The sequence below is a fragment of the Xylanibacter caecicola genome (assembly GCF_013166515.1).
GTDB lineage: Bacteria > Bacteroidota > Bacteroidia > Bacteroidales > Bacteroidaceae > Prevotella > Prevotella caecicola.
The window spans coordinates 161978-188565 of sequence record NZ_JABKKJ010000003.1 but is presented as its reverse complement, the minus strand read 5'-3'; the positions used below and the strand labels follow the sequence as shown (position 1 = coordinate 188565).

Genomic DNA, 26588 nt, shown 5'->3' with positions numbered 1-26588 from the left:
ACCCTCCCACTTATATTTGTTAGCCTTAATAATATAAATATGTCACACATAACAGCAGAAGAACTGTTCGACAGAGTGTACGGCATACTGACAGCCGCAAAAGACACCGCAGCAAACAGGATGATGCACGACACGCTTGTACTGGCATGCCATGCAGGCGTCAAGGATACGGAGCAGGCTTTCGGCAACCTGTTCTCGCAGGTGGACTTCCTCTGCAAACGCTGCCGCGTGTCCGCATCGGACAAATATGCCATACAGAACATGAGACGGCACTCAAACCGCAACACGCCGCTGTCACATGAGGATCTGCTATACGACGCCCGCGCACTGTGTCTGTTCATATCTGCGGTGTTCAACACACCGGTGCCGTCGCACGTCACACCGCTTATTCCCAGGGAAAACCGCCGCTCAGAAACGGGAAAGAAAATCAATGCACGATACATAAGGTGCATTGTCAGAAACTTGGAAGGGGGCATGATAACGGCGGAGACGGAACAGGACATGATGGGAGGAACCGTGACAATAGACTGCACGGGCGACGACCTGAGATACATAACCGACATTATACACGACGGGACACAGCTCAATCTGCTCGACTGTAACGTAGAAGGCGGCACGGTGACACCGCAGGTGGTGGTGCTGGAACCGGACTTTCTGACAGACATAAGCAGCATAGCGGCATGTTTCAAGGACCACGGGCATCATTCGCTGGCATACACCGTAAACCGCATGCGACCGAGGGCAAACACTTACGCCACACTGTTGGGAAACTTTGCAGGCGACGCTTTAGACGACATTGTGAGCAGACGGAACGGATATACACTTGCCGACACGCTGCGCAAGAATTTCAGGGAGAAGGCGACGGAATACTGCTCGTGCACGGATTTTAACGGGAAGAAATTCAAAGAAGACGCCGTTGTACAGACGGAAAACATAATGAAGACGGCAGACATGCTGGCAAGCGACTACGACATGGGACTGGCGGCAGTGGAACCGTCGTTCGTATGCGAGCAGCTTGGCATACAGGGGCGCATAGACCTCATGACAACGGACATGCGCCTGCTGGTGGAGCAGAAGTCGGGACGCAACATGAACATAGAGCGCGGATGTGCCAATGCCTTCGGAAGCATGCAGACGGAAAGCCACTATGTGCAGCTGCTGTTATACTATGGTGTGCTGAGATACAACTTCAAACTGAGCAGCAGCGCCACGGACATACGGTTGCTCTACTCAAAGTATCCTCCGACAGACGGGCTGCTTGCCGTTGCATTTTACCGCCGGCTGTTTCTCGAAGCAATAAAGACAAGAAACCTAATCGTTGCCAACGAGCTGAGGATTGCATCGGAAGGGTTCGCCGGCGTGATAGACAGCATCACGCCGGAAACGCTTAACACGACACACGACACATCTACATTCTACCACCGGTACATTTATCCGCAGACGGCAGCAGTGACTGAACCGCTGCATGCCATGACGGGAACCGAGCGTGAGTATTTCTGCCGTATGATGACTTTCGTTTACCGAGAGCAGCGTGTGTGCAAGTTGGGAGCGCAGGAAGGGGTGACGGGATGTGCCGCCGACTTCTGGAACATGACGCCCGAGGAGAAACAGGACAGCGGAAACATGTACACGGAACTGACACTGACGGGAAAGGAGAAAAGCGACCCCGACGGCGGGTTCGACATCATAACGCTGGGCGTGCCGCAAAGGGAGAATGACTTTCTGCCGAACTTCAGACCGGGCGACATGGTTCTGCTATACTCGTATGACAAGGAAAGAACACCGGATGTGAGGGAGAACATTCTCTACAAGGGAAGCATTGCCGAGATTGGTTCGGAAGAGATTGTCGTGGCACTTACGGACGGACAGCGCAACAGCAACTTCCTCGGCGATGTGCAGCGCACAGGATGCAAGGACGGGAAACGGGCAATTGCGGTGGAACATGCCGTATCCGACGCATCGGTGAACAGTGCCATACGCGGGCTGCACGAATTCATCACCGCACCGGCGGAACGAAAGGAACTGCTGCTTGCACACCGGGCACCGAGGAGAGACACGGGCATAAGGCTGTCGCGCAGCTACAACCCGACATACGACGACATACTGTTGCGCGCAAAACAGGCACGCGACTACTTTCTGCTCATCGGTCCTCCGGGAACGGGAAAGACATCAATGGCGCTGCGGTATATCGTGGAAGAAGAACTGGCAGACGGCGGCGCACAGCCCTCGATACTGCTGATGGCATATACCAACAGGGCGGTGGACGAGATTTGCAGCATGCTGGAAGATGCAGGAATGGAGTATCTGAGACTTGGTGGAAAGTACAGTTGTGACAAGAGATTCAGGCACCGTCTCATGGAGAATGTCGTGGAAAAGAATCCGCGCCTTGATGTGATACGTGCCAAGACAGCTGCGGTACGCATCATAACATGTACCACATCGATGCTGATGTCGAAGTCGTACTTCTTCAAAATAAAGCATTTCTCTCTCGCTGTGATAGACGAAGCGTCGCAAATACTCGAACCGAACATCATCGGACTGCTTGCCGCGCACATTAAAAATACCGACGGCAGCACGCGCTGTTGCATAGACCGGTTTATCATGATTGGCGACCACAAGCAGTTGCCGGCAGTGGTGCAACAGGACGAAAAGGCGTCGGCGGTGGACAGCGAGGCGCTGCACGCCATAGGACTATACAACTGTCGCAACTCTCTTTTCGAGAGATTGATAAACATAGAGCGTGCCAACAGTCGCGAGGATTTTACGGGAGTACTGAACAGGCATGGCAGAATGCACCCGGACATAGCGGACTTTCCCTGCCGCATGTTCTACGGCACGGAACATCTTACTCCCGTCCCGCTGCCTCATCAGCAGGAAAAAAGTCTGAACTACACCACAGACGGAGCCGACGACGGTTTGGACAGGATGCTGAAACGGCACAGAATGGTATTCATACCGTCGCCAGAATGCAAGCATCCGGACATCTCCGACAAGGTGAACACTGCCGAGGCGGAAATTGTGGCGGACGTTGTGCGCCGCATATACGGATATTACGGTGAAGGTTTTGACGCATCGCGGACTGTCGGGATAATCGTACCGTACAGAAATCAGATAGCCACCATACGACGGGAGATAGAAAAACTTGGTATACCCGACCTTGAGAGGATTTCCATTGACACCGTTGAAAGATATCAGGGCAGTCAACGTGAGGTGATAATATACTCGTTTACGATACAGAACCGTTACCAACTTGAATTCCTTACGGGCAACAGCTTCAGCGAAAACGGCTTTACAATAGACCGGAAACTGAATGTCGCCATGACGCGGGCGCGCAGACAAATGATAATGACAGGAAACATACAGACCCTTGAAAAGGATCTTGTGTTCCGAAAACTGATTGGATATATAAAGGAAAAAGGCGGCGTGGCATCTGTGCAACACAGGCAATGAGGCACTTCACATAGGGACAATAAAAAAGGAACTCCGCTGAGTTCCAATCTTTGTTAACCTTAAATCTAATACTATGAAAAACACATTGCAAAGATAATCACTTTGCCGACATCTGCAAAACATTATCCTCCGAGATAGCATAATGCACTTTCTTTTTTGATGTAAGTCAAAGAGTTACAAGGAATAAGAACTAAAACAAAGCATTTGCAAGATTGCCATACCTGCTGAATTCGTAATCCGTGAGCATACTCTCATAGCCGGAGGTCCGTTCAGTGTCGCCGCCGGAAGTTTTGTAACATGCTGCGCAATATGCGGCATAACGGTATTGATGAGTTAGGCAACACTGTTATACATCATAAGTTTTATCATGATGACGATTATTCCCGGACATTCCATTAACTATAAAGCACGAAGAATATGCCAAGAGAACTAAATCCGCTATTACACTCGCAGTTGCTATATAGCACAGATTTGTATACTATATAGTATAGATTTGCATACTATATAGCACAGATTTGTATACTATATAGTATAGATTTGCATACTATATAGTACAGACTTGCATACTATATAGTACAGACTTGCATACTATATAGTACAGACTTGCATACTATATAGTACAGACTTGCATACTATATAGTACAGACTTGCATACTATATAGTACAGATTTGTATGGGAATGATTGCTTATTTTGACAAACCCTCTTTTTGCTCTGTAACCCATAGGGTTATTGTGAGAAGCATATTGATTTATTGACACTATAAATGTCTTGACCGATATAAAAATAATATCATTTAAAAAACATGATTACTTATTAACAGCTTTAAGATTATTTTTGACACCATATTTAGAAAAGATAAGATTTGGGATGAAACAGGCTTAAATGGAATGGAGTATATTTGCAAAGTGATTATCAACTATTCATTTTATCAACTCATAAAAACTATAAACATATGAAAGGAATATACTTACTGACAGTCATAACGGCAATAGCTGTAGCGGGCTGCGATGGAAAAAGAAAAGAAAACGGCTGCAAGAAAGAAATCATTACAACGGTAACTAAAACGGGAAACAGCAAAAACAAGATTGCAGACTTCTACGGCACATACAAAGGCACACTGCCATGTGCGGACTGTGGCGGTATCAGAACCACGCTGAAGATTAACAACGACACTACCTACGAACTGATAAGCGAGTATATCGGCATGAAAGACGGAATATTTGAGGAATGCGGTGTATACCGCATAATATCGGGAAATATCATAGAACTGACAACTCCGTCATCAGGCGAAAAGACATACTACAAAATCATAGATAGTGGCGTTGCCTTGTCTGACAGTACCGGCAAAACCGCTAATGGCAAGCTTGCCAAACATTATATACTGAAAAGGCACTGACAAGACTGATACATATTATAATAAAAACATGGATATACAAAAAAGACGGCTTGCCAATAACATGACAAACCGTCTTTATTATATTTACAAACAACAAGATTTACTTTTCTTCCTCAGATGCATCCTTTGCAAAGTCAAGTACATTCTTGCGGTTTGCCTGCATGCGCTCATATTCTTCCTTAGAGCCTACAACAAGTTTTTCAAACTCACGCAGACCGGTACCGGCAGGTATAAGGTGACCGCAGATAACGTTTTCCTTCATACCCTCAAGGCGATCGACCTTTCCGCGTATGGCTGCCTCGTTAAGAACCTTTGTCGTTTCCTGGAACGAAGCGGCACTCATGAAGCTCTTTGTCTGAAGTGCGGCACGAGTAATACCCTGAAGTATCTGTGTAGATGTTGCAGGAACAGCCTCACGCACCTGAACAAGTTTAAGGTCGCGACGCTTCAGTGACGAATTCTCGTCACGCAGCTTGCGGGCTGTAACAATCTGACCCGGCTTCATGTTCTCTGAGTCTCCCGCATCGATGACAACTTTCTTGCCCCAAATGCGGTCATTCTCTTCAGCAAAGTCAAGTTTGTCTACTATCTCCTGCTCGAGGAACGTTGTATCGCCCGGATCGTTTATCTGCACCTTACGCATCATCTGACGCACGATAATCTCAAAGTGCTTGTCATTGATCTTTACACCTTGCAGACGGTACACATCCTGAACTTCGTTTACAATATATTCCTGAACTGCGGTAGGACCTTTGATCGCCAATATATCACCGGGAGTGATGACACCGTCTGACAGAGGAGTTCCAGCGCGCACTGCATCATGTTCTTGTACAAGGATCTGCTTGGACAAAGAAACCAAATATTTACGCTGTTCCCCGGTCTTGGATGTTACTACAATTTCACGATTACCACGCTTTACCTTACCCATTGTAACTTCACCGTCAATCTCGGAAACGACCGCAGGATTAGACGGGTTACGTGCTTCGAACAGTTCGGTGACACGGGGAAGACCTCCGGTGATGTCACCCGCCTTGCCGACAGTACGCGGTATCTTGACCAATGTTGTACCGGTAAGAACTTTCTGACCGTCTTCCACAACAACGTGACCGCCTACAGGGAATATATATGTGCCGACAACATCGCCGTTCTTGTCCAAGACATCGCATGTAGGCACTTTACTCTTGTCCTTAGATTCAGTGATAATCTTCTCGGTAAGACCTGTTGTCTCATCGGTTTCAGTATGGTATGTAACTCCGTCAATAACATCACGGAACTTCAGTTTACCTGCATATTCTGTAACGATAACGGCATTGAACGGATCCCAACGAGCGATAAGTTCACCTTTCTTAACGACATCACCGGCTTTGAAATAAAGTGAACTTCCGTAAGGAACATTCAACGTTGAGAGTACGATACTTGTATTGGGATCAACGAAACGGATTTCTGCCAGACGGCTTACAACCATTTCACACTCAACCTTGCCGTTCTCTCCTTCTTCAACAAAAGGAACGGTACGAAGCTCGTCAAACTCTATCTTACTGTCATTCTTTGCCACAATAGAGGCGTTGGCAGCGGCATTGGCAGCGACACCACCGGCGTGGAAAGTACGAAGAGTAAGCTGTGTTCCCGGCTCACCGATAGCCTGTGCGGCAATGACACCTACAGCCTCACCTTTCTGGACCATGCGGCGTGTAGCAAGGTTACGACCATAGCACTTCATGCAGACACCGTGCTTGCTCTCGCAAGTAAGAACCGAACGTATCTCGACACTCTCGATAGGACTTTCGTCTATAATACGTGCTATCTGTTCGGTTATTTCCTCACCGGCAGAAACAATCAGTTCGCCCGTAGCAGGATGTATTATATCATGTACCGATACACGACCAAGAATTCTTTCATACAATGTAGATATTACCTCATCGCCGTTCTTCAAAGCCGTACATACAAGTCCGCGCAATGTGCCGCAGTCCTCTTCTGTAATGATGACATCATGAGACACATCGACAAGACGACGCGTAAGATAACCGGCATCGGCTGTCTTCATGGCGGTGTCGGCAAGACCTTTACGAGCACCGTGAGTTGAAATGAAGTACTCGAGCACGCTCATACCTTCCTTGAAGTTTGAAAGGATAGGGTTCTCAATAATCTGCGCTCCCTCTGCACCCGCTTTCTGCGGTTTTGCCATAAGTCCACGCATTCCAGCCAACTGACGTATCTGATCCTTAGAACCACGGGCTCCGGAGTCGAGCATCATGTAAACCGCATTGAAACCCTGGTCTGCCTCTGTCATTTCTTTCATCAGCACATCACCAAGTTCATTGTTAACATGTGTCCAAGCATCGATAACCTGATTGTAACGCTCGGTATCAGTGATGAAGCCCATGTTGTAGTTGTCTGTAATCTGACGGATTTCCTCATTACCACGTTCTACAAGACTTGCCTTCTTCTCAGGAATGATTATATCATCGAGGTTAAACGACAGTCCGGCAAGGTATGCCATGCGGTAACCAAGGTTCTTGATACCGTCGAGGAACTCACATGCTTCTGCGAAACCTACCGACTTGATAACATCGGCAATGATGTCGCGGAGACTCTTCTTTGATATAACCTTGTTTACAAATCCTACTTCATCGGGGATGATACCGTTTACGATAACACGTCCCACGGATGTTTCAACCATTCTGTTTACAAAACATCCGTTTTCATCCACATCCTTGACAACCACTTTAACCTGTGCATGGAGGTCGCACTTGCCTTCATTGTGGGCAATTATTGCTTCTTCCGGACCGTAGAAAGTCTGTCCCTCACCCTTTGCTCCCGGACGTATCTTAGTAATATAATATAGTCCGAGAACCATATCCTGAGACGGCACAGTGATAGGAGCACCATTGGCAGGATTAAGAATGTTATGGCTCTGGAGCATCAATATCTGTGCTTCAAGCACTGCCTCGTTGCTCAACGGGAGGTGAACAGCCATCTGGTCACCGTCGAAGTCGGCATTGAACGCCGTACATGCCAACGGATGCAACTGAATAGCCTTACCCTCTATAAGTTTAGGTTGAAATGCCTGAATACCAAGACGGTGAAGTGTCGGTGCACGGTTAAGGAGTACGGGATGACCCTTCATCACATTCTCAAGGATATCCCAAATAACCGGTTCGCGGCGATCTACAATCTTTTTTGCGCTCTTTACAGTCTTCACAATACCACGCTCAATGAGCTTACGGATGATAAACGGCTTGTAAAGTTCTGCTGCCATAAGTTTAGGAAGACCGCACTCGCCCATCTTAAGTTCAGGACCAACAACGATAACCGAACGTGCAGAATAGTCAACACGCTTACCGAGAAGGTTCTGACGGAAACGTCCTTGCTTACCTTTAAGTGAATCTGACAAAGACTTTAGCGGACGGTTGGAGTCACTCTTTACGGCACTGCTCTTGCGAGAATTGTCAAAAAGACTGTCTACCGCCTCCTGCAACATACGCTTCTCGTTACGAAGAATAACCTCGGGAGCCTTAATTTCCATAAGTCTCTTCAGACGGTTGTTACGTATGATGACACGACGATAAAGGTCGTTAAGGTCGGATGTAGCGAAACGTCCTCCATCCAGCGGTACCAACGGGCGAAGTTCGGGCGGAGTAACAGGAATTATCTTCATTATCATCCACTCCGGCTTGTTTATGTTCTTGCTTCCGCGGAATGCCTCTACAACTTGCAAACGCTTCAAAGCTTCAGTCTTACGCTGCTGTGAAGAGTCACTGTTAGCACGGTCGCGCAATTCATAAGAGAGAGCATCAAGGTCTATGTTTACAAGCAGGTCGTATATAGCCTCTGCTCCCATCTTTGCTATGAACTTGTTCGGATCGCTGTCGTCAAGATATTCATTTCCGTCGGGAAGATTGTCCATAATGTTGAGATACTCGTCTTCCGACAGCATATCCATCTTATGCGAACCGTTTACTTCCTCGTCATTCTCATTCTTGCGTCCTGCCATTACACCCGGCTGTATCACGATATATCTCTCGTAATAAACAACAGCATCGAGCTTCTTTGTAGGAATACCAAGAAGATAACCAATCTTATTTGGCAACGAACGGAAATACCAGATGTGTGCAACAGGAACAACAAGTTCTATATGTCCGGTACGCTCACGGCGAACCTTCTTCTCCGTAACCTCCACACCACAACGGTCGCAGACAATACCTTTATATCTTATGCGCTTATATTTTCCACAGGCACACTCATAGTCCTTTGTCGGACCGAATATGCGCTCACAGAAAAGACCGTCACGCTCCGGCTTATATGTTCGATAGTTTATGGTCTCTGGTTTGGTAACCTCACCATAAGAACTTTCGAGTATTTCCTCCGGTGAAGCCAGTCCGATGGTAATCTTCGTAAAATTACTCTTTATCTTTGAATCTTTCTTGAAAGCCATAATTCTTATTTATATTTGTTATGTAAAGAGTTTCATTATTAATCAAGCGTGACACTCAAACCGAGTCCGCGGAGTTCGTGCAACAATACATTCAGCGACTCCGGTATACCAGGATTAGGCATCGGCTCACCTTTGACAATTGCCTCGTATGCCTTTGAACGTCCGACAACATCGTCAGACTTGATTGTCAAAATCTCCTGAAGTACATGGCTTGCACCAAATGCTTCGAGAGCCCAGACCTCCATCTCTCCGAAACGCTGACCACCAAACTGAGCCTTACCGCCAAGGGGCTGCTGTGTAATCAGAGAGTACGGACCTATGCTGCGGGCGTGCATCTTATCCTCAACCATGTGACCAAGTTTAAGGAAGTATGTTATACCAACAGTTGCCGGCTGGTCAAAACGCTCACCTGTCTCACCGTCAAACAAACGTGTTGAACAAAGACGAGGCAGTCCTGCTTTGTCTGTCCACTCCTGAAGGTCTTCCAATTTGGCACCATCGAAGATAGGAGTAGCAAACTTTACACCCAACCGTTTACCGGCTGCACCGAGGATTGCCTCAAATATCTGACCAAGGTTCATACGCGAAGGCACACCCAAAGGGTTCAACACCAAATCCACAGGACGTCCGTCCTCAAGGAACGGCATATCCTCTTGGCGTACTATCTTAGATACGATACCCTTGTTACCATGACGTCCGGCAAGTTTGTCACCGACACCGATCTTACGCTTCTTTGCTATATAGACCTTTGCCATCTGAAGTATTCCTGACGGCAGTTCGTCACCGATTGTAATAGCAAACTTGCGGCGTTTCATCTCGGCATCAAGCAACTTATATTTCTTAAGGAAGTTCATGATGAGCCTCTGTATCAGCTCATTGGTATGCTCGTCGTTAGTCCAATTATTAGACTGAATGCCGTCATACTCAAGATTTTTAAGCTGCGCGGTAGTAAACTTGCTGCCTCTTGTTATAATCTCAGCTCCGGTATAATCTTTCACTCCCATTGAGGTTTTGTCCTCTGTAAGGGTAAGCAACTTATCAACAAGAATATCTTTCAGATCGTCGATCTTTGCTTCATATTCCTCATCAATCTTTGCAAGTACGACCTTATCCTGCTGCTTAGAAGCACGTGTCTTTATTGCACGAGAGAACAACTTCTTGTCTATGACAACACCGGTAAGAGAAGGATTGGCTTTCAAAGAAGAATCCTTTACGTCACCGGCCTTGTCACCGAATATGGCACGAAGCAGTTTCTCTTCCGGTGACGGATCGCTTTCACCTTTAGGAGAAATCTTACCTATAAGAATATCACCCGGCTCCACTCGCGCACCAATACGTATTATACCATTATCATCAAGGTCTTTTGTTGCCTCCTCGCTCACGTTTGGAATGTCACTTGTAAACTCTTCCATTCCGCGCTTTGTCTCACGTACATCGAGAGAATACTCATCCACATGTACAGAAGTGAGCACATCCTCACGTACAATACGCTCGTTAAGGACAATGGCATCCTCATAGTTATATCCCTTCCATGGCATATAAGCAACAAGGAGGTTGCGACCAAGGGCAAGCTCACCGTTTTCAGTAGCATAACCTTCAGTCAATATATCTCCGGCTTTAACCCTCTGTCCCTTGTTACATATAGGACGCAGGTCAACCGTCATGTTTTGGTTTGTACGACGGAACTTCGGTATACGATACTCCTTCAATGCCGGTTCAAAGCTTACAAACTCCTCATCGTCTGTACGATCATACAGTATGCGTATCGTAGTAGCATCAACATATTCTATAATACCATCGGCTTCGGCAGTTATCATTGTACGAGAGTCAACGCAAACCTGTTTTTCTATACCGGTACCGACGATAGGTGCCTCATTGTGAAGCAATGGAACTGCCTGGCGCATCATGTTACTTCCCATCAATGCGCGGTGAGCGTCGTCATGCTCAAGGAATGGGATAAGACCGGCAGCAATAGATGCAATCTGCTGCGGAGAAACGTCCATGAGATCCACCTGTGACGGATCTACAACCGGGAAATCCGCATCTTGACGACATTTCACATAAGAACGTATAAATGTTCCGTCATCGTTCAGTGGAGCATTTCCCTGACCTATAATATGATCTTCTTCCTCTTCTGCAGTAAGATATACAATATCTTCATTTGCAAGATTTACCTTTCCGTCATGAACCTTGCGGTACGGAGTTTCAATGAAACCGAGCTCATTTATCTTCGCATACACACACAGAGAAGAGATAAGTCCGATGTTAGGACCTTCAGGACTCTCGATAGGACACAAACGACCGTAGTGTGTATAATGCACGTCACGTACCTCAAATCCGGCACGCTCGCGTGACAATCCGCCGGGACCGAGGGCACTGAGACGGCGCTTGTGCGTAACCTCTGCCAACGGGTTCGTCTGATCCATAAACTGCGACAACGGATTTGTTCCGAAGAAAGAGTTTATAACACTCGATATAGTTTTCGCATTGATAAGGTCTGTCGGTGTAAACACTTCGTTGTCACGTACATTCATACGCTCGCGGATTGTGCGGCTCATACGTGCCAGACCTATGGAGAACTGATTGCTCAACTGCTCGCCTACCGTACGTACACGGCGGTTGCTCAAGTGGTCGATATCATCTACCGTGGCATTTGAGTTAACCAGCTGTATAAGATATTTTATAATCTCAATTATATCTTCCTTTGTAAGAATGCGCACGTCCATATCCGTATCAAGCCCAAGCTTCTTATTGATACGATAACGTCCCACATCTCCCAAATCATAACGCTTGTCCGAGAAGAACAAGTTCTGTATCACCTCGCGTGCGCTGGCATCGTCTGCCGGGTCAGCATTACGCAACTGGTGGTATATATAAAGTATAGCTTCTTTCTCCGAGTTACTCGGATCCTTCTGCAAGGTATTGAAGATGATAGAGTACTTGTTGGCAGAGTCCACATCCTTATGAAGCAAAATTGTAGATGCTCCGCTTTCAAGGATGTCATCCATATTTTCCTTGGTAATCTCAGTCTCGCGCTCCATGATAACCTCATTACGCTCGATTGAAACCACCTCACCGGTATCCTCATCAACAAAGTCTTCGTTCCAGCTCTTCAAGACTCTTGCCGCCAACTTACGTCCGACAGCCTCTTTCATATTCTTCCTATTAACCTTTATCTCCTCCGCAAGGTCGAAAATCTGAAGAATATCCTTATCAGCCTCAAAGCCTATTGCACGCAACAATGTTGTCACCGGCAACTTCTTCTTACGGTCGATATAAGCATACATCACATTGTTGATATCCGTTGCAAACTCAATCCATGAACCTTTAAACGGAATGATGCGGGCAGAATAGAGTACTGTACCGTTTGCATGCACTCCCTGTCCGAAAAATACGCCGGGCGAACGGTGCAACTGAGACACGACAACACGCTCCGCACCGTTGATGATAAACGTTCCGTTGCTTGTCATATATGGGATTGTTCCCAAGAAAACATCCTGAATAAATGTGCCGAAGTCTTCATGGTCAGGGTCTGTACAATACAGCTTCATCTTAGCCTTAAAGGGTACACTATAAGTCAGTCCGCGCTCCAGGCATTCGTCTATGGTATAGCGCGGCGGATCTATATAGTAATCCAAGAACTCAAGAACAAAATTATTACGCGTGTCGGTAATAGGAAAGTTCTCGGCAAACACCTTATACAAGCCGTCATTCTTGCGTTCTTCAGGCGGTGTGTCCAACTGTAGGAAGTCTCTGAAAGACTTTAACTGCACATCAAGAAAATCCGGATATGGCATCGGATTCTTTATGCTGGCAAAATTTACTCTGTTATCAACAATTTTTGAAGCCATTATTTATCGTATAAAATATTAGTTGTCCTAACCGGACCAAATCAGTCTGACCGATTTAAAATAAGACTAAAAACCAAATGTGATGTACCCACCACTATTCCGGCAGAAGCCGAAAGACACAAAAAGGTTAAGAATCTCCTACCGGGAGACTCTTAACCCTAAAACATCGTAGTCAGCCTATTATTTGAGCTCTACCTTAGCACCAGCTTCTTCGATAGCCTTCTTCAGGTTCTCTGCTTCGTCCTTAGACAAGCCTTCCTTCAGTGTAGAAGGAGCGCCGTCTACAAGCTCTTTAGCCTCTTTCAGACCAAGACCGCAAGCTTCCTTAACTGCCTTTACAACCTGCAGTTTAGCAGCGCCAACCTCAGCGAGGACTACATCGAATGAAGTCTTCTCTTCAGCTGCAGCAGCACCAGCAGCAGCAGGACCAGCAGCAACAGCAACAGCTGCAGCAGCAGGCTCAATTCCATACTCGTCCTTAAGGACTGTTGCCAACTCGTTTACTTCCTTAACTGTCAAATTTACCAATTCTTCAGCAATAGCTTTAATATCTGCCATTTTATTCTAAATTTTAATGTTTTTAAATGTTAATGTTAATGAGACTTTATATTTATTCAGGACGCTCGCCTAAAGTCTTCAGCACACCATGGATAGTGTTTGCGCCTGACTGAAGAGCCGAAACAACGTTCTTTGCCGGAGACTGCAGCAATGCAACGATCTCTGCAATAACCTCGTTCTTGCTCTTGAGAGAAGCAAGTTCTTCCAACTTGTCAGCACCTACATAGAGACCTTCCTCTGCATAAGCCGCCTTCAGTGCAGGAATGCCTTCCTTGCTGTATTCCTTCAACAGTCTTGCCGGAACATTTGCCGTATTGCAGAACATTACAGCCGTAGTTCCCTTCAAGCAACCGTATAAAGGTTCAAAATCAATTTCCGAAGCCTCGAAAGCCTTGTGAAGAAGAGTGTTCTTTACAACAGTCATCTTTATTTCATTCTTGAAGCACTTGCGGCGAAGAGCACTCGTCGCTGCTGCATCAAGACCGGTAACGTCTACCAGATAGAAATGAGGATAAGCCTTTATCTTCTCACCAAGCTCTACTATAATAGTATCTTTTACTTCCTTTTTCATCTTTCAAACTTTTAGAGTTATTCAACTGATTTAGGATCAATCTTGATACCCTTACTCATTGTGCTGGAAATAAAGATACTCTTGATGTATGTACCTTTTGCAGCAGCAGGTTTCAGTTTTATCACTGTAGCAATAAATTCCTTTGCGTTTTGATAAATCTGTTCCGGAGTAAAAGTAACCTTACCGATTGAAGCATGTATGATACCTGCCTTGTCAACCTTAAAGTCTATCTTACCTTGCTTAACCTCTTTCACTGCTTTAGCAACATCCATAGTTACAGTACCGCTCTTAGGGTTCGGCATAAGTCCGCGAGGACCGAGTACACGACCCAAAGGACCTAATTTACCCATACAAGACGGCATCGTGATAATCACATCAATGTCTGTCCATCCACCTTTGATCTTTTCGATATACTCATCAAGACCAACGTAGTCAGCACCTGCCTCTTTCGCAGCGGCTTCAGCATCAGGAGTACAAAGGCAGAGAACACGCGTAACCTTACCTGTACCGTTAGGAAGAGTAACAACGCCTCTCACCATCTGGTTTGCCTTACGCGGATCTACACCCAAGCGCACATCAATATCCAAAGAAGCCTCAAACTTGGTAGTGGTAATTTCCTTTACCAGCTCTGATGCCTCTTTCAAAGAGTATGCTTTCCCTGCTTCAACCTTATCAGCTACTGATTTCTGGTTTTTTGTCAGTTTACTCATTTTCTTAATTGAAGTTTATTCGGATCTCACAACAACATCACCATTTTCTCTGAAAACAGCCGTCACCGCTCAATCCATTTGTTACTAAACAGGGAAGTCCCCTTTTACAGTAATACCCATACTTCTTGCCGTACCTGCCACAAGCTTCATTGCAGACTCTACCGTAAAACAGTTGAGATCTGCCATTTTATCTTCTGCGATAGCCTTTACCTGCTCCCAAGTTACCGAAGCAACCTTTTTACGGTTAGGTTCGGCTGAACCGCTCTTGATTTTGGCAGCCTCCATCAACTGAACTGCTGCAGGAGGAGTCTTGATTTCGAAGCTGTATGACTTATCGGTGTAGTAAGTGATAACAACAGGAAGTATCTTTCCTGCCTTATCCTGGGTCCTGGCGTTGAACTCTTTGCAAAATCCCATAATGTTGATACCCTTAGAACCCAATGCAGGTCCTACTGGTGGTGAAGGATTCGCTGCGCCACCTTTAATCTGTAATTTGATTAATCCAGCAACTTCTTTAGCCATTTTTCTTTATTTAAAATTGATTATTATAAAAGAACAACACATCCGTAACAATGTACTATTCTTTTGCCACTTGCATAAAACCAAGTTCAAGCGGAGTTTTACGTCCGAAGATCTTAACCATAACTTTCAGCTTGTGCTTCTCGGCATTTACCTCTTCGATAATACCGCTGAAGCCACTGAACGGACCGTCCGTAACTTTCACTGTCTCATCAACACTGTATGGAATGTTAATATCATCCACCAATTCTGTTTCTTCGGCAGTTCCGAGTATACGGTTCACGTCGGATTGCTTTACAGGAGTAGGCTTGTCCAATCCGCCGAGGAATCCCAAAACATTCGGTACAAAACGCAACGTATGCGCAACATCGCCCTTCAACTCTGCCTCGACAAGAACATAGCCCGGAAGAGAAATCTTTTCCTTAACCACTCTCTTGCCGTTACGCAAAGAAGCATGCTTCTCCATAGGTATAAGTACCTGAGAAACATACGTGGAAAGCAACGCGTTGTGTTTCAATTCAGCCTCGATATATTCCTTTACCTTAGCTTCCTTGCCACTTACAGCACGGAGCACATACCATTTTTTTCCAGTTTCAGCCATTTTTCCTCTAAACGATTAATTGGGATAAACCGAACTCATAACAAACCTAAACGCCGAGTCCATAACGAACACAACAAGAGCAATGATCAAGGAAGCAGATAATACAACCATTGCACTATGAGTAAGTTCGGCACGTGTAGGCCAAGTAGTTTTATGCGCAAGTTCGTCAAAACAAGTCTTGCAATAATTTACTATCTTCTTAAACATATTATCTTTAATTTGGCACGGGAAGAGAGGCTCGAACTCCCGACACCTGGTTTTGGAGACCAGTGCTCTACCAACTGAGCTATTCCCGTAAAATAGGTTTCCGTCCTACATGTAATAAAATAAGAACGGAAACCTTATTTCATAAGTCTGCCAACAATGCTGTCAAAACGATTCGCGGTTTGTCAGCATCCGCAAGACTCGCTATATTAATCCTCGATGATTTCTGTAATCTGACCTGCACCTACCGTACGACCACCTTCGCGGATAGCGAAACGGAGACCAACGTTAAGAGCGACAGCGTAGATAAGCTCAACAGTGATAGTTACGTTATCACCAGGCATTACCATTTCTACGCCTTCCGGCAGAGTGATTTCACCTGTACAGTCCATTGTACGGAGATAGAACTGAGGACGATACTTGTTTCCGAACGGAGTATGACGTCCACCCTCTTCCTTCTTCAATACATAGATCTGAGCCTTGAACTTCTTGAACGGCTTAATCTGACCCGGGTGGCAAAGAACCATACCACGCTTGATTTCAGCCTTGTCGATACCACGAAGCAACAAACCTACGTTGTCACCAGCCTGACCTTCATCAAGAAGTTTGCGGAACATCTCAACACCTGTTACAACAGACTTTTTATCCTCACCAAGACCGAGAAGCTCAACTTCGTCACCAACATGGATAACACCAGTCTCGATACGTCCTGTAGCAACAGTACCACGACCTGTGATTGAGAACACATCCTCAACAGGCATCAAGAAAGGTTTGTCCGTATCACGCGGAGGCAGAGGTATCCACTCGTCAACTGCAGCCATAAGCTCCATAACTTTCTCTTCCCACTTAGCAACACCGTTCAGGGCGCCAAGAGCAGAACCGCGGATAATAGGAGTATTGTCGCCATCATACTCATACTGATCAAGAAGTTCACGCATTTCCATCTCAACGAGTTCAAGCATTTCCTCATCCTCAACCATATCACACTTGTTCAGGAATACAACCAAACGGGGAACGTTTACCTGACGAGCGAGCAGAACGTGCTCACGTGTCTGAGGCATAGGACCGTCAGTTGCAGCAACAACGATAATAGCACCGTCCATCTGAGCAGCACCAGTAACCATGTTCTTCACATAGTCGGCGTGTCCCGGACAGTCAACGTGAGCATAGTGACGGTTAGCTGTCTCATACTCTACGTGTGCAGTGTTAATAGTGATACCGCGCTCTTTTTCCTCAGGAGCATTGTCAATCTGATCGAAAGACTTAACTTCAGAAAGGCCAGCCTTTGCCAAAACGGTTGTAATGGCAGCAGTCAGAGTAGTCTTACCGTGGTCAACATGACCGATAGTTCCGATATTTACGTGCGGTTTGGTGCGCACAAATGTCTCTTTAGCCATAGCTTTATTGTTATTTATTAATGAATAATCGTGTATTTCCCAACTTTTATTTAAAAAGTCCGTAGAGCTGTAACCGAGAGTTGAACTCGGGACCTCTTCCTTACCAAGGAAGTGCTCTACCACTGAGCTATTACAGCAGTTAGAGCGGAAAACGGGGCTCAAACCCGCGACCCCCAGCTTGGAAGGCTAGTGCTCTATCAACTGAGCTATTTCCGCAAAAACTATACTGAGTGGGTGGTGATGGATTCGAACCACCGAAGTCGAAAGACAGCAGATTTACAGTCTGCCCCATTTGGCCACTCTGGTAACCACCCATATTTATTAAAATATGTCTTATACAAAAGCAAAACCCCTGTTCCTCTTTGAGCCTCTTGTCGGATTCGAACCAACGACCCCGAGATTACAAATCACGTGCTCTGGCCAACTGAGCTAAAGAGGCAGACCTTGCAGCCATTGTCACAAGTATAAGTACTTGTTCTAAGACGGCTGCAAAGGTATACATTATTTTTTAATCACCAAAACTTTTCAAACTTTTTTTTACATTCCGCGTTGTTTTTCCTTAAATTTCGAAAGCTGAACTTTCATCGCATCGACGCAAAGATCTATTCCTTCTTCAAAGGTATCACACACCTTCTCGACAAAAAGCTGCGTCCCGGGAACCGCCACAGAGATACTTGTTTCCTTATTCAAAGAAGTCGCAGGCTTAACCACCTTAAACTGAACATCCACACTATGTATATCTTCAAATGTCTTGCTCAACTTGGATACTTTTTTGTCCACAAACTCCTTAAGCTGTTCCGTAGCATCAAAATTGATCGATTTAATTCTAATTTCCATAATAACCTCCTATTTTAAATAATGTTACGACCGCGGATGAGCGGTCTCATAAACTTCTTTCAATTTTTCAAACGTCACATGGGTATATATCTCCGTAGTAGCCACACTACTGTGCCCGAGCAGTTTCTTTACACTTTCTATCCCCGCTCCGTTGTTCAACATGGCAGTGGCATACGAGTGACGAAGCACGTGCGGAGTCTTTTTGCCCAAGGTACAGACCTTGGAAAGATGCTCATCGACAAGTTTTCTCACCCTATAATACCCCATGCGCTTACCCTTGTCGGTTACAAACAGCGCGTTGTCCATCCTCTCTACACACGCATCACGCACGGCAATATATTCGTTGAGACAACGTTTCAACTCGCCGCCGAAAGGAACCAGACGATGTTTGTTGCCTTTTCCCACGACCTTAACATTGCAAGAAATAATATCCACACTGCTGTCGTCAAGACTTATCAGTTCGGACACACGCATACCCGTCCAATAGAACATAAGCAATATCGCACGTGCGCACATATTATTATATGTATGATCTTCTTCGGAAAAAGAATCAATAATGGAATTTATCTCGTTGTCCTTCACAAAGCGAGGAAGGGCAAGACTCTTTTTAGGTCCCGTTATACCATGCGCAGGATCAGAACCGACAAGATTACGTGAAAGGGCAAAACGATAAAAGGAACGCAATGCACTCAATCTTCTGTTAATTGAAGTGGCATTGTTTCCTCTATCCATCATACTCTCCATCCAGTCACGGATAATATCGGAATCTACAGATTCCCAAGAGAGACGAGCGTCCAATTTTTTGAAATACGACTCAAACAATCTCAAATCCAAGCCGTAGTTGCGTACTGTCTGTTCAGAATTGTTCTTCTCAAGCAGCAGGTAGTTCAAAAATTGTTCAATCATCATAAACGTGCCTTCACATCATATATACGGCAACGAATTTACGAAATTAAAACCGAACCACCAAATTTTGCAAGGATTTTTAATCCTCTTTTGCTCTCAGTTTCTGAACATAGATAGCGCGTTCCATCTTGAGTCTTTTCAAAACAGAAGGCTTATCGAACTGCTGACGTGCGCGTAGTTCCTTGATAACACCTGTCTTTTCAAATTTTCTCTTGAATTTCTTCAACGCTCTCTCGATGTTTTCACCATCTTTAACCGGTACAATAATCATGTTTGATCCTTGAATTTTATGTTAAACTTAATATTATATTTCTTGTCCTGCTATTATAAGCGGGTGCAAAATTACATTTTATTTGCCGAACCACCAAATATTTAGCGCGTTTTTTGCACTGTCTCATCATTTGTGCAGTCCTTGCAGATAGTATCAGCCACCGGCACGTCTCGCAACCGTGAACAAAGCGACCGCCACACGGACATCAGTCCCGCAAAATTACAATACGCGGCAAACGGCGTTACAAAAGGTGCCCTTTCAGAGGCAGAAATGCCGTCTTTCAGAATCTGAAAGGGCACCTTTTGCAACGCCGGAGGTATCATCTTGGTTTTCAAGGAGATACAGGGGGGGTGTCCGCTACTTCTTTTTCTTTATTATTTTATCAAGCATTTTGTCCTTAAAGGACTTTTTCTTTTGTTTCACGACAAGCACAACTTCCGTATCCTCACACTTCACTGTAACATGTCCGAAACGGTCGTCGGATGTGTCATTGTCCTTTACTTCAACCGTAAACTTGTCTTTTGCCGTGTAAACCGTCGCCCAGTCGGGACAAGAAGCGATAGCCCAGTCGTCATAGTTGCAGAACACATCGACGCTTTGGGTAGCCCCGTCACCCGGAATGGCTTTAAATTCCAGACCATCTTCAGACAGGCGCAATTTTACATCCGTGCGTTTTTTCACTTCCACAACCGGTTTCTCAGCCGGTTTCTCCACCACTGCTTCTTCTTTGGACTTACGACTGCTCTTCTTTGGTTTCTTGACAGACAGCGACCTTATATTACTGCGGCATACGGCTATCTGATTATCGCACATTTTCTTCTTGTCGGCAGTCATATATACTACTTTTGCCGCTGTGAACTTCTTTATAGCCGCATTCTGTGAGCCAACCGTAAGCACTTTTTGCAGATTCTGCCCTTCAAGAAAGAGTTTGTCTCCACTCGACTGCGCGCCTGCCGCCACACATACGGCAAAAAATATCAGTACACACAGATTTCTCAACATAAATATTTTCATTTCTCTACACTACTTTTTAAAGTTCTCAATGTTCTTTGCACGTTCACGATATATTTCTGCCGTCGCCGTTTCTCCTGCCGTTTCAAGGGCTTCTGCCTGCGAGAGAAGAGTAGTACGGGCTGTCTCGAGCGCGGCAATCACCTGCTTCTGCTTGCCGGCTACATCGGGAGCGGCAATATTATACGTCTTTCCTTTCTTGGCAATCTCCAACACCTCATTATAGGCATTGTAGGCTTGCATCAGAGCCTGTTCGTAGTTGTCGTTCTCCGCATCCATACCTGTCTTCATTGCATTGTCTGCTTCCTCCAGCTTCAGATTTATCTGAGCCGTCAGTTCCGACTTCTGTTTTTCAAGCGTTACTTGGGCTGCCTTTGCCTCTGCCGCATCGTGCTTTGACTTGACAACAACACCTGCAATGCAAAGTACCACCACGCATGCCGCCACTATTCCGGTTATAATCTTTTTCTTTGCCGGAGACAGTCCGGGACCGTTTGCGCTCATCGTTTCAAGAGCCACACGCATCTGTGCCGATGTTGCAAAGCGCGCTTCCTGCTTCTTGTCACATGCCCGCTCGATAATGGCACGCATCGCCTTGTTCTTCACCTCGCCGAGAGGCATCTTCGCATGTATCTGTTTTTCAAGTATTTCATGGCGGGCTCCTTCGAACGGCGTATGTCCTACAATGCACAGATACAACAACACACCTATGGCATAAATGTCGGTTGTCTGGTTCTGATGGGCAATGTCGCCGAGCGCAAGTTCGGGTGCGGCATATTCGGGTTTGCCCATGAACTTGCCTGCAACGGTGAGCGATCTGTCGCTCGTCGTCAGCGTATTCATCTGTTTGGCAATGCCGAAGTCTATCAACTTGATATGTCCGTCGGTCGTAACCATTATGTTCGACGGGTCTATGTCGCGATGTATATAGCCGGCATCGTGCAGCGCCATAAGACCTGAAAGCACGTTTACGGCTATGGTCTTGGCAAACCGTTCAGGATCTTTCTGATAGTCCTGCAACAGTTTCACGGCGTATGCCACATCCTGCCCGTTACGGTCTTTCGTCTTGCCATTCATAAGGTCGGCAAGCGACACGCCGGTTAGCAGTTCGCTAACCACATGATAATGTTTCACCACTTCGCCCGACTGTGTGCGGCTTTCCGTTTCTATAAATCCTAACATTTCCACAAGATTGTCGTTGCGGAGCTGTATCGACGCCTCGCGACGGGCGCGCTCTATCGAAGCCGGCGGCAGGTCGTCGTACATGAACTTTATAGCCACCGGACGTGACGAGTTCGTATTTGTGTCCACACAGATACCTTTATAGACCTGTCCCATTCCGCCTATTCCGATTGGCTCGTCTGATGAATCAAGTTGATAATAAACGCCTCTGCGGGCTTCGGTTTCACCTTGTAATCGTATAATTGACATAATGTTGATATTTTATTTATTTGATTTTCGATTTCAGTTTTTTCGCATCCTGTATCAACTTGTCCAGCTCCTGCGATGCTGTTGTCGTTGACACAAAGTTCTTGTTGTTGTCCATGACAACATATAAAAGTCTTTGTTTTTTACCTATCAGTCTCCTTGACAAGGATGATATATCACTGCCATACCTGCCTTTTGTCTGCTTTTGAAGCTCGTTCAGGAACTCCATGGCTTTTTCCAAAGCAGCTTTCTTCTTTTCTACTGAAATTCTCTGTTCCTTATTTTTAAAGTTTTTTGTCTCTTCAAGCCTTGCTATCACATTATTTATAATCGCCGCATTTGACATAGAAAGACCCTTTACTGGTTTCTCCATCCTGTTTTTATGAACGTCCTCTTTGTCTTTCTTTTGTTCAGGCTGTTCCATAAGGGCAGCAACTCTCATCTCTTCTATCACGGAATAGAGCGAATCTACCGTTTTCTGAAGGCGGAAGTTCTCGTCTATGCTTTCCTGCCTGTCTTGCCCGACAAGCTTTTGCAGTGCCTCATACTTCATCTGATATTCTGACAAACGGACATTTTCCTCCCTCATCTTATCTATCAGTCCGTTGTCGGATGCACCGCCAAGCTTTGACAGGCAGACAATGTTCACTATCAGACTGACCAGCAGCATTGCCGCTCCGGCAGCTATCAATGTTTTAAGTTTATTGCTCATCTCATCCTGTAAAATTGAATCCGACATCATCTCAACAATCGCAACCGTATGGTTGTCATGACATCCGCCATGCGAAAATCCGATGCGGTCTATCTCTTGAGACAGCATCCCTGCAAGCTTTTCTGTATCCATCGGCGACGACAGATGGTGCATAAGATCGGCATGGGACATTATTCCCCATACGCCGTCGGTGCACAACACAAAGCGGTCACCTCTTTTATAAGGCACAATGTCTATCTGCGGCTCGTGATTATTGGTGCTGCCAAGGGCACGCGTTATGACATTCGACTGGCGCGACGTGCGTGCTTCCTCCTCCGTCATGGTCTTGTTCTCAACCAATTCGGACACGAGAGAGTGGTCGGCAGTCCTGAAGAGCATTTTGTTTCCGCGTATTTTATAACATCTGCTGTCTCCAAGATGTGCCACCAAAGCAGAGCTTTTGTCCACAAGAATTGCCACCAATGTTGACCCCATGCCCGCCAACTGCGGATTTTCCTTTACTTTTTTCTTCAGTATATCCTCGGCTCCGGCTATGGCATTGCGCATTACTGCTTCACGCGGGGCAGACATATCGGCAGCCATGACATATCTCATGACATACTGCCCTACAAGCGACGATGCGGTCTTTCCTCCCGGACCGCCACCCATCCCGTCGCATACAACAAGCAAAAAGCCAAGAGGCGTATCGGTAAAACCAATATTGTCCTGGTTTTCCTTACGCCCTCCCTGCTTGCTCTCTGCAGCTCCGCGGAGCCTGCTTTTTTGTGAATATATCTGAAACATTATATATATACCGCTTTATGCTTAAACGCTCCGGTTTGCCAGAGTTCCTGCCTCAATATGCCGAAACGTTCATTCGTCATTTTATTTCAAACAGCAGTGCCTTACGTGCCACCGCGTCATAAAGCAAGAACAATCCCGTTCCGCCAACTGTATACTCGGCTCTTGTGGTGTTGTTTACGCTCGTTTCCACCTTATGCGGGCGTATAGAAGACATTGCAAGGTCTTTGTAGCTGAAGACATACTTTGTCTCACGCTTTTTCTGAACCGGCTTCAGCCTCACTACCTGAAACCTGTCCGCACCCGTTCTGTTTCCACCGTTATACTCAACGGCAACAGTTGCTGCCGGCTTACCGCCTTTTTCAACAAGCACCTTGTTGTTTATGCTGTCCGGATATAACATGTCATTTTCCTCGACAACATTTACATACGTTGCCGGAGTACGGTTTATCATAACCTCGTTTTCACCTAGTATGATGTCCTCTTTGGGAGCATATCCGGCGTTCTCATCCCTGTATATCTCGGAAATGTCCGATATCTTCACGCTTTGGATGCCGCCCGAGCGTTGCTGTATAAGGACATAGTTGTCACTGTTCTTCTTGCCGGAATAGTTCTGTTCTATCATAACACCGCATATATTCGCACCTGCCTTTGTCCTTACACAGTCAATCAGCCGGCTCTGTTCAAAAATGTCCTGCATCGGGTTGACCGGGCGGAAAGCATACTTGATGACATCTCCCTTATCGAAAGTCTCCACGACATCACCATTGACAAACAGGCTCAGGGTGGTGTTGGTCTCACCTGCATACTGCCCTTCAACCTCACGTCCGTTCTTCATCGTGTACACACGGTTTATTCCGGACAGCAATGCCTTGCCCCGTCTTTCACCCTTTATCGCTTCAATGTCCGTACGCTTTATGTTATATATATTAGGTATAAGCTCCAGATACTTCACCTTCTTGCCCCGCTCAAGCACGCGTACTTTATAGGCATTGTGCATCACGGCACCGTCATCCAGTTTGTCCGGTTTGGCAGCAGAGTCTGCAACAGCTACAAGATTGTCTGCTATTCCGGACTTCACAATAATATCACACAGAGTCAAAGAAGCATTCTTGTCCGACTGAGCGACAACATTGTTCTGCCGTGCCCAGTCTTCCCATTTCGTATTAAGGTCTTTAAGCTTATACGACCTTTCGTTTGTTATGCTCTCAACGTTATCCCCGTCCAACACAACAACAGCCTTTTCAGTACAGAACACTATGTTTCCCTTCATGTCCTGCTTCTGCGTATAGCCGTAAAGAACAGTCCCGTTTTTCAGCACAACCTGCTGTGTTATCACGGCATTTGCCGTCAGTGCGGCAAAAAAGACTGCCGCTATAGATAATAATATCTTTTTCATCGTCTTGTCGTTTACATTATTTTCTATGCGGATTGTCAATCAAATCTTTTACATGCTTTGCCTTAATAGCAAAATTAAAGCCCTGCGACTGAGACACACCGGAGTTTACCACGCCCATCAAAAAGCCTTTTTCGTCAAACACGGGAGAACCGCTTGCACCGCCATACGAGGGTGCGTTAAAGCCAAAGCTGAACTCCGTGTCTGCCTGAGTTATGCTTCCGCCATGTGCAAGCGCCTGAATACCTTTTTCTGACTTATCATTCTGCAATCCGTCACCAAACGGGAAACCAAGGGTAAACATGTGTGTACCAACCTTATAATTATCGTTCGTAAGAACAATAGAGTCGGTAACATTTACATATCTCGCCTTTGAAGGCAGCTCTCCTTTCTCCGACTGTATCAATGCCAAATCATTATCTGTGTCCTCACCGGCTGAAAGGACACGGCATGTTATCGCGTTTTCCTGTGAGAAATATCGTCCTTGGGGAACGAACTGCAATCCGTCCAAGATTCCTTCAACCTTTACCATTGATATATAAGCAGAATAACTTGAAGCGCTCTGAGTAAAAAGTGTTTTGTACACATCATGTGTTGCCACTTTCTGTGCAATGATTTTCTTTATTTCCTCCTCAAGTTTTGCTCTTGCATTATCAAACAACCATGGTTTGACAACATGAAGATTGGTTATTAACTTACCGTCTTCCGAAACAAAAAAGCCCGTGGCATTATATGTTCCGTACATAACTATCTGCTGCGGAGTAAGTGCATCAAACGCAACGTATTTATCACCTATCTTAAGAAATTCTTTGGGTATTCCGAAAACAGAAAGATCCAAGTCGCCAGCCGTAACCTTATAATGATACAATCCGCGTATCATCACCACCGAGTTATTATACATCGAATACAACTTGTCATCGGTATACTTCTTATCACCGCCGTCTATAATTTTCCATGCGCCGAAGCCCACACCGAACAGCACAAGGATAGATGCCGCAACGGCAAGGATGACCTTCCATGCCTGCGTAGGCATCTGTACGCGCGACTTCCATTCGAGCGGAACGCCGCCACAGACAACAACGCTGCTGCTCTTAAGCCTGTGAGGAACATCCGACTGTATGCGTATACCGTCCACAGTAGTACCGTTCTTGCTGTGGTCTATTATGAACACGCGGTTCTTACGGTCCTTTACGATTGTTGCATGGAAACGGCTCACCGTGGCACCGCTGAGCTGTATGTCATTGTTAAAGTTCGAACCAATCTCGTAAATGGCACTGTACATGCTTGTATCCGGCTGCGGCGGCACCTGAGACCACTGCAGTTCGACATTTCCGAAGGTAATCTTGTCACCGCGCTTTACGTTGCACGGGGTGTTAGGAACCAGCTTGTTGCCGTTTACAAACGTACCGTTGTGACTGTTCTTGTCTTCCAACAGAATGTCACCGCTGTTCATAAGCGTCATTTCCGCATGTATACCACTTACCACCTGACTGTTTATCACAATGTTACACTGTGCATCACGACCTATCTTCAATAATCTCATAACGTTGTTG

Annotated in this window: 20 protein-coding genes and 5 tRNA genes; 3 read left to right on the top strand and 22 right to left on the bottom strand. The window is 45.9% G+C overall.

Annotation, left to right across the window (positions count from 1 at the left end):
• Nucleotides 1-39 precede the first annotated feature (39 nt).
• Nucleotides 40-3450: a DEAD/DEAH box helicase gene (locus HPS54_RS03550; protein ID WP_172344095.1), complete on the top strand. Its 3411-nt coding sequence runs from the start codon at nucleotides 40-42 to the stop codon at nucleotides 3448-3450.
• Nucleotides 3451-4404: 954 nt separating this feature from the next.
• Nucleotides 4405-4848, top strand: coding sequence for a copper resistance protein NlpE (locus tag HPS54_RS03545; protein WP_172344094.1), 444 nt, complete (start codon nucleotides 4405-4407; stop codon nucleotides 4846-4848).
• 100 nt (nucleotides 4849-4948) lie between these two features.
• On the opposite strand, the gene rpoC is transcribed toward HPS54_RS03545, so the two are convergent.
• The 17 genes from rpoC to rpsU all read right to left on the bottom strand — a co-directional run bounded on the left by rpoC (nucleotide 4949) and on the right by rpsU (nucleotide 19708).
• Nucleotides 4949-9283, bottom strand: a complete 4335-nt coding sequence (gene rpoC, locus HPS54_RS03540; RefSeq protein ID WP_172344093.1) for a DNA-directed RNA polymerase subunit beta' — start codon at nucleotides 9281-9283, stop codon at nucleotides 4949-4951.
• A gap of 38 nt (nucleotides 9284-9321) precedes the next feature.
• Nucleotides 9322-13134 carry a DNA-directed RNA polymerase subunit beta gene (gene rpoB, locus HPS54_RS03535; protein ID WP_172344092.1) on the bottom strand — a complete coding sequence of 1271 codons (3813 nt, stop codon included), beginning with the start codon at nucleotides 13132-13134 and terminating at the stop codon, nucleotides 9322-9324.
• Between the two features lie 180 nt (nucleotides 13135-13314).
• Nucleotides 13315-13692, bottom strand: a complete 378-nt coding sequence (gene rplL, locus HPS54_RS03530) for a 50S ribosomal protein L7/L12 (RefSeq protein WP_172344091.1) — start codon at nucleotides 13690-13692, stop codon at nucleotides 13315-13317.
• Between the two features lie 52 nt (nucleotides 13693-13744).
• Nucleotides 13745-14263, bottom strand: coding sequence for a 50S ribosomal protein L10 (gene rplJ / locus HPS54_RS03525; RefSeq protein ID WP_172344090.1), 519 nt, complete (start codon nucleotides 14261-14263; stop codon nucleotides 13745-13747).
• Between the two features lie 17 nt (nucleotides 14264-14280).
• On the bottom strand, nucleotides 14281-14973 hold the full coding sequence (rplA, locus tag HPS54_RS03520) for a 50S ribosomal protein L1 (protein ID WP_172344089.1): 693 nt from the start codon (nucleotides 14971-14973) through the stop codon (nucleotides 14281-14283).
• 84 nt (nucleotides 14974-15057) lie between these two features.
• On the bottom strand, nucleotides 15058-15495 hold the full coding sequence (gene rplK / locus HPS54_RS03515; protein WP_172344088.1) for a 50S ribosomal protein L11: 438 nt from the start codon (nucleotides 15493-15495) through the stop codon (nucleotides 15058-15060).
• A gap of 55 nt (nucleotides 15496-15550) precedes the next feature.
• On the bottom strand, nucleotides 15551-16093 hold the full coding sequence (gene nusG / locus HPS54_RS03510) for a transcription termination/antitermination protein NusG (protein WP_172344087.1): 543 nt from the start codon (nucleotides 16091-16093) through the stop codon (nucleotides 15551-15553).
• Nucleotides 16094-16108: 15 nt separating this feature from the next.
• Nucleotides 16109-16300 (bottom strand): preprotein translocase subunit SecE, encoded by a 192-nt coding sequence (secE, locus tag HPS54_RS13060; RefSeq protein ID WP_172344086.1) that lies wholly within the window; start codon nucleotides 16298-16300, stop codon nucleotides 16109-16111.
• Nucleotides 16301-16313: 13 nt separating this feature from the next.
• Nucleotides 16314-16389: transfer RNA gene (locus tag HPS54_RS03500), tRNA-Trp, on the bottom strand.
• A gap of 117 nt (nucleotides 16390-16506) precedes the next feature.
• Entirely contained in the window at nucleotides 16507-17694 is a 1188-nt protein-coding gene (gene tuf, locus HPS54_RS03495) for an elongation factor Tu (protein WP_172344085.1), read from the bottom strand.
• A gap of 65 nt (nucleotides 17695-17759) precedes the next feature.
• A tRNA-Thr gene (locus tag HPS54_RS03490) sits at nucleotides 17760-17831 on the bottom strand.
• Between the two features lie 6 nt (nucleotides 17832-17837).
• A tRNA-Gly gene (locus tag HPS54_RS03485) sits at nucleotides 17838-17910 on the bottom strand.
• Nucleotides 17911-17925: 15 nt separating this feature from the next.
• Nucleotides 17926-18008 (bottom strand) — tRNA-Tyr (locus tag HPS54_RS03480).
• 51 nt (nucleotides 18009-18059) lie between these two features.
• A tRNA-Thr gene (locus tag HPS54_RS03475) sits at nucleotides 18060-18133 on the bottom strand.
• Nucleotides 18134-18231: 98 nt separating this feature from the next.
• Nucleotides 18232-18531 carry a ribosome hibernation-promoting factor, HPF/YfiA family gene (gene hpf, locus HPS54_RS03470; protein WP_172344084.1) on the bottom strand — a complete coding sequence of 100 codons (300 nt, stop codon included), beginning with the start codon at nucleotides 18529-18531 and terminating at the stop codon, nucleotides 18232-18234.
• A 24-nt stretch (nucleotides 18532-18555) separates the two neighbouring features.
• Nucleotides 18556-19440, bottom strand: a complete 885-nt coding sequence (locus tag HPS54_RS03465) for a tyrosine-type recombinase/integrase (RefSeq protein ID WP_172344083.1) — start codon at nucleotides 19438-19440, stop codon at nucleotides 18556-18558.
• A gap of 76 nt (nucleotides 19441-19516) precedes the next feature.
• Nucleotides 19517-19708, bottom strand: a complete 192-nt coding sequence (gene rpsU, locus HPS54_RS03460) for a 30S ribosomal protein S21 (protein WP_172344082.1) — start codon at nucleotides 19706-19708, stop codon at nucleotides 19517-19519.
• Between the two features lie 141 nt (nucleotides 19709-19849).
• On the opposite strand from rpsU, the gene HPS54_RS03455 reads away from it, so the two are divergent.
• Nucleotides 19850-19999 carry a hypothetical protein gene (locus HPS54_RS03455; RefSeq protein ID WP_172344081.1) on the top strand — a complete coding sequence of 50 codons (150 nt, stop codon included), beginning with the start codon at nucleotides 19850-19852 and terminating at the stop codon, nucleotides 19997-19999.
• 66 nt (nucleotides 20000-20065) lie between these two features.
• Here HPS54_RS03455 and HPS54_RS03450 read toward each other — a convergent pair whose 3' ends face one another.
• From HPS54_RS03450 to HPS54_RS03430, 5 genes are all read right to left on the bottom strand, one after another.
• Entirely contained in the window at nucleotides 20066-20722 is a 657-nt protein-coding gene (locus HPS54_RS03450; RefSeq protein ID WP_172344080.1) for a BACON domain-containing protein, read from the bottom strand.
• Nucleotides 20723-20731: 9 nt separating this feature from the next.
• Nucleotides 20732-22150: a serine/threonine-protein kinase gene (locus HPS54_RS03445; protein ID WP_172344079.1), complete on the bottom strand. Its 1419-nt coding sequence runs from the start codon at nucleotides 22148-22150 to the stop codon at nucleotides 20732-20734.
• 16 nt (nucleotides 22151-22166) lie between these two features.
• A complete protein-coding gene (locus tag HPS54_RS03440; protein WP_172344078.1) occupies nucleotides 22167-23642 on the bottom strand; it encodes a PP2C family protein-serine/threonine phosphatase in 1476 nt (491 codons plus the stop codon).
• Nucleotides 23643-23718: 76 nt separating this feature from the next.
• A complete protein-coding gene (locus tag HPS54_RS03435; RefSeq protein WP_172344077.1) occupies nucleotides 23719-25038 on the bottom strand; it encodes a hypothetical protein in 1320 nt (439 codons plus the stop codon).
• Nucleotides 25039-25054: 16 nt separating this feature from the next.
• A complete protein-coding gene (locus HPS54_RS03430) occupies nucleotides 25055-26578 on the bottom strand; it encodes an FHA domain-containing protein (RefSeq protein WP_172344076.1) in 1524 nt (507 codons plus the stop codon).
• Nucleotides 26579-26588 lie beyond the last annotated feature (10 nt).

Bases quoted from the DNA above. Each gene is read 5' to 3' on its own strand.
- HPS54_RS03430 (WP_172344076.1), bottom strand. From the start codon at position 26,578: ATGAGATTATTGAAGATAGGTCGTGATGCACAGTGTAACATTGTGATA.
- rplJ (WP_172344090.1), bottom strand. From the start codon at position 14,263: ATGAAAAAGGAAGTAAAAGATACTATTATAGTAGAGCTTGGTGAGAAG.
- rpoC (WP_172344093.1), bottom strand. From the start codon at position 9,283: ATGGCTTTCAAGAAAGATTCAAAGATAAAGAGTAATTTTACGAAGATT.
- hpf (WP_172344084.1), bottom strand. From the start codon at position 18,531: ATGGAAATTAGAATTAAATCGATCAATTTTGATGCTACGGAACAGCTT.
- HPS54_RS03550 (WP_172344095.1), top strand. From the start codon at position 40: ATGTCACACATAACAGCAGAAGAACTGTTCGACAGAGTGTACGGCATA.
- rplL (WP_172344091.1), bottom strand. From the start codon at position 13,692: ATGGCAGATATTAAAGCTATTGCTGAAGAATTGGTAAATTTGACAGTT.
- rpsU (WP_172344082.1), bottom strand. From the start codon at position 19,708: ATGATTATTGTACCGGTTAAAGATGGTGAAAACATCGAGAGAGCGTTG.
- HPS54_RS03435 (WP_172344077.1), bottom strand. From the start codon at position 25,038: ATGAAAAAGATATTATTATCTATAGCGGCAGTCTTTTTTGCCGCACTG.
- HPS54_RS03440 (WP_172344078.1), bottom strand. From the start codon at position 23,642: ATGTTTCAGATATATTCACAAAAAAGCAGGCTCCGCGGAGCTGCAGAG.
- rplA (WP_172344089.1), bottom strand. From the start codon at position 14,973: ATGAGTAAACTGACAAAAAACCAGAAATCAGTAGCTGATAAGGTTGAA.
- HPS54_RS03465 (WP_172344083.1), bottom strand. From the start codon at position 19,440: ATGATGATTGAACAATTTTTGAACTACCTGCTGCTTGAGAAGAACAAT.
- nusG (WP_172344087.1), bottom strand. From the start codon at position 16,093: ATGGCTGAAACTGGAAAAAAATGGTATGTGCTCCGTGCTGTAAGTGGC.
- HPS54_RS03545 (WP_172344094.1), top strand. From the start codon at position 4,405: ATGAAAGGAATATACTTACTGACAGTCATAACGGCAATAGCTGTAGCG.
- HPS54_RS03450 (WP_172344080.1), bottom strand. From the start codon at position 20,722: ATGAAAATATTTATGTTGAGAAATCTGTGTGTACTGATATTTTTTGCC.
- rplK (WP_172344088.1), bottom strand. From the start codon at position 15,495: ATGGCTAAAGAAGTTGCTGGATTAATCAAATTACAGATTAAAGGTGGC.
- secE (WP_172344086.1), bottom strand. From the start codon at position 16,300: ATGTTTAAGAAGATAGTAAATTATTGCAAGACTTGTTTTGACGAACTT.
- HPS54_RS03445 (WP_172344079.1), bottom strand. From the start codon at position 22,150: ATGTCAATTATACGATTACAAGGTGAAACCGAAGCCCGCAGAGGCGTT.
- tuf (WP_172344085.1), bottom strand. From the start codon at position 17,694: ATGGCTAAAGAGACATTTGTGCGCACCAAACCGCACGTAAATATCGGA.
- rpoB (WP_172344092.1), bottom strand. From the start codon at position 13,134: ATGGCTTCAAAAATTGTTGATAACAGAGTAAATTTTGCCAGCATAAAG.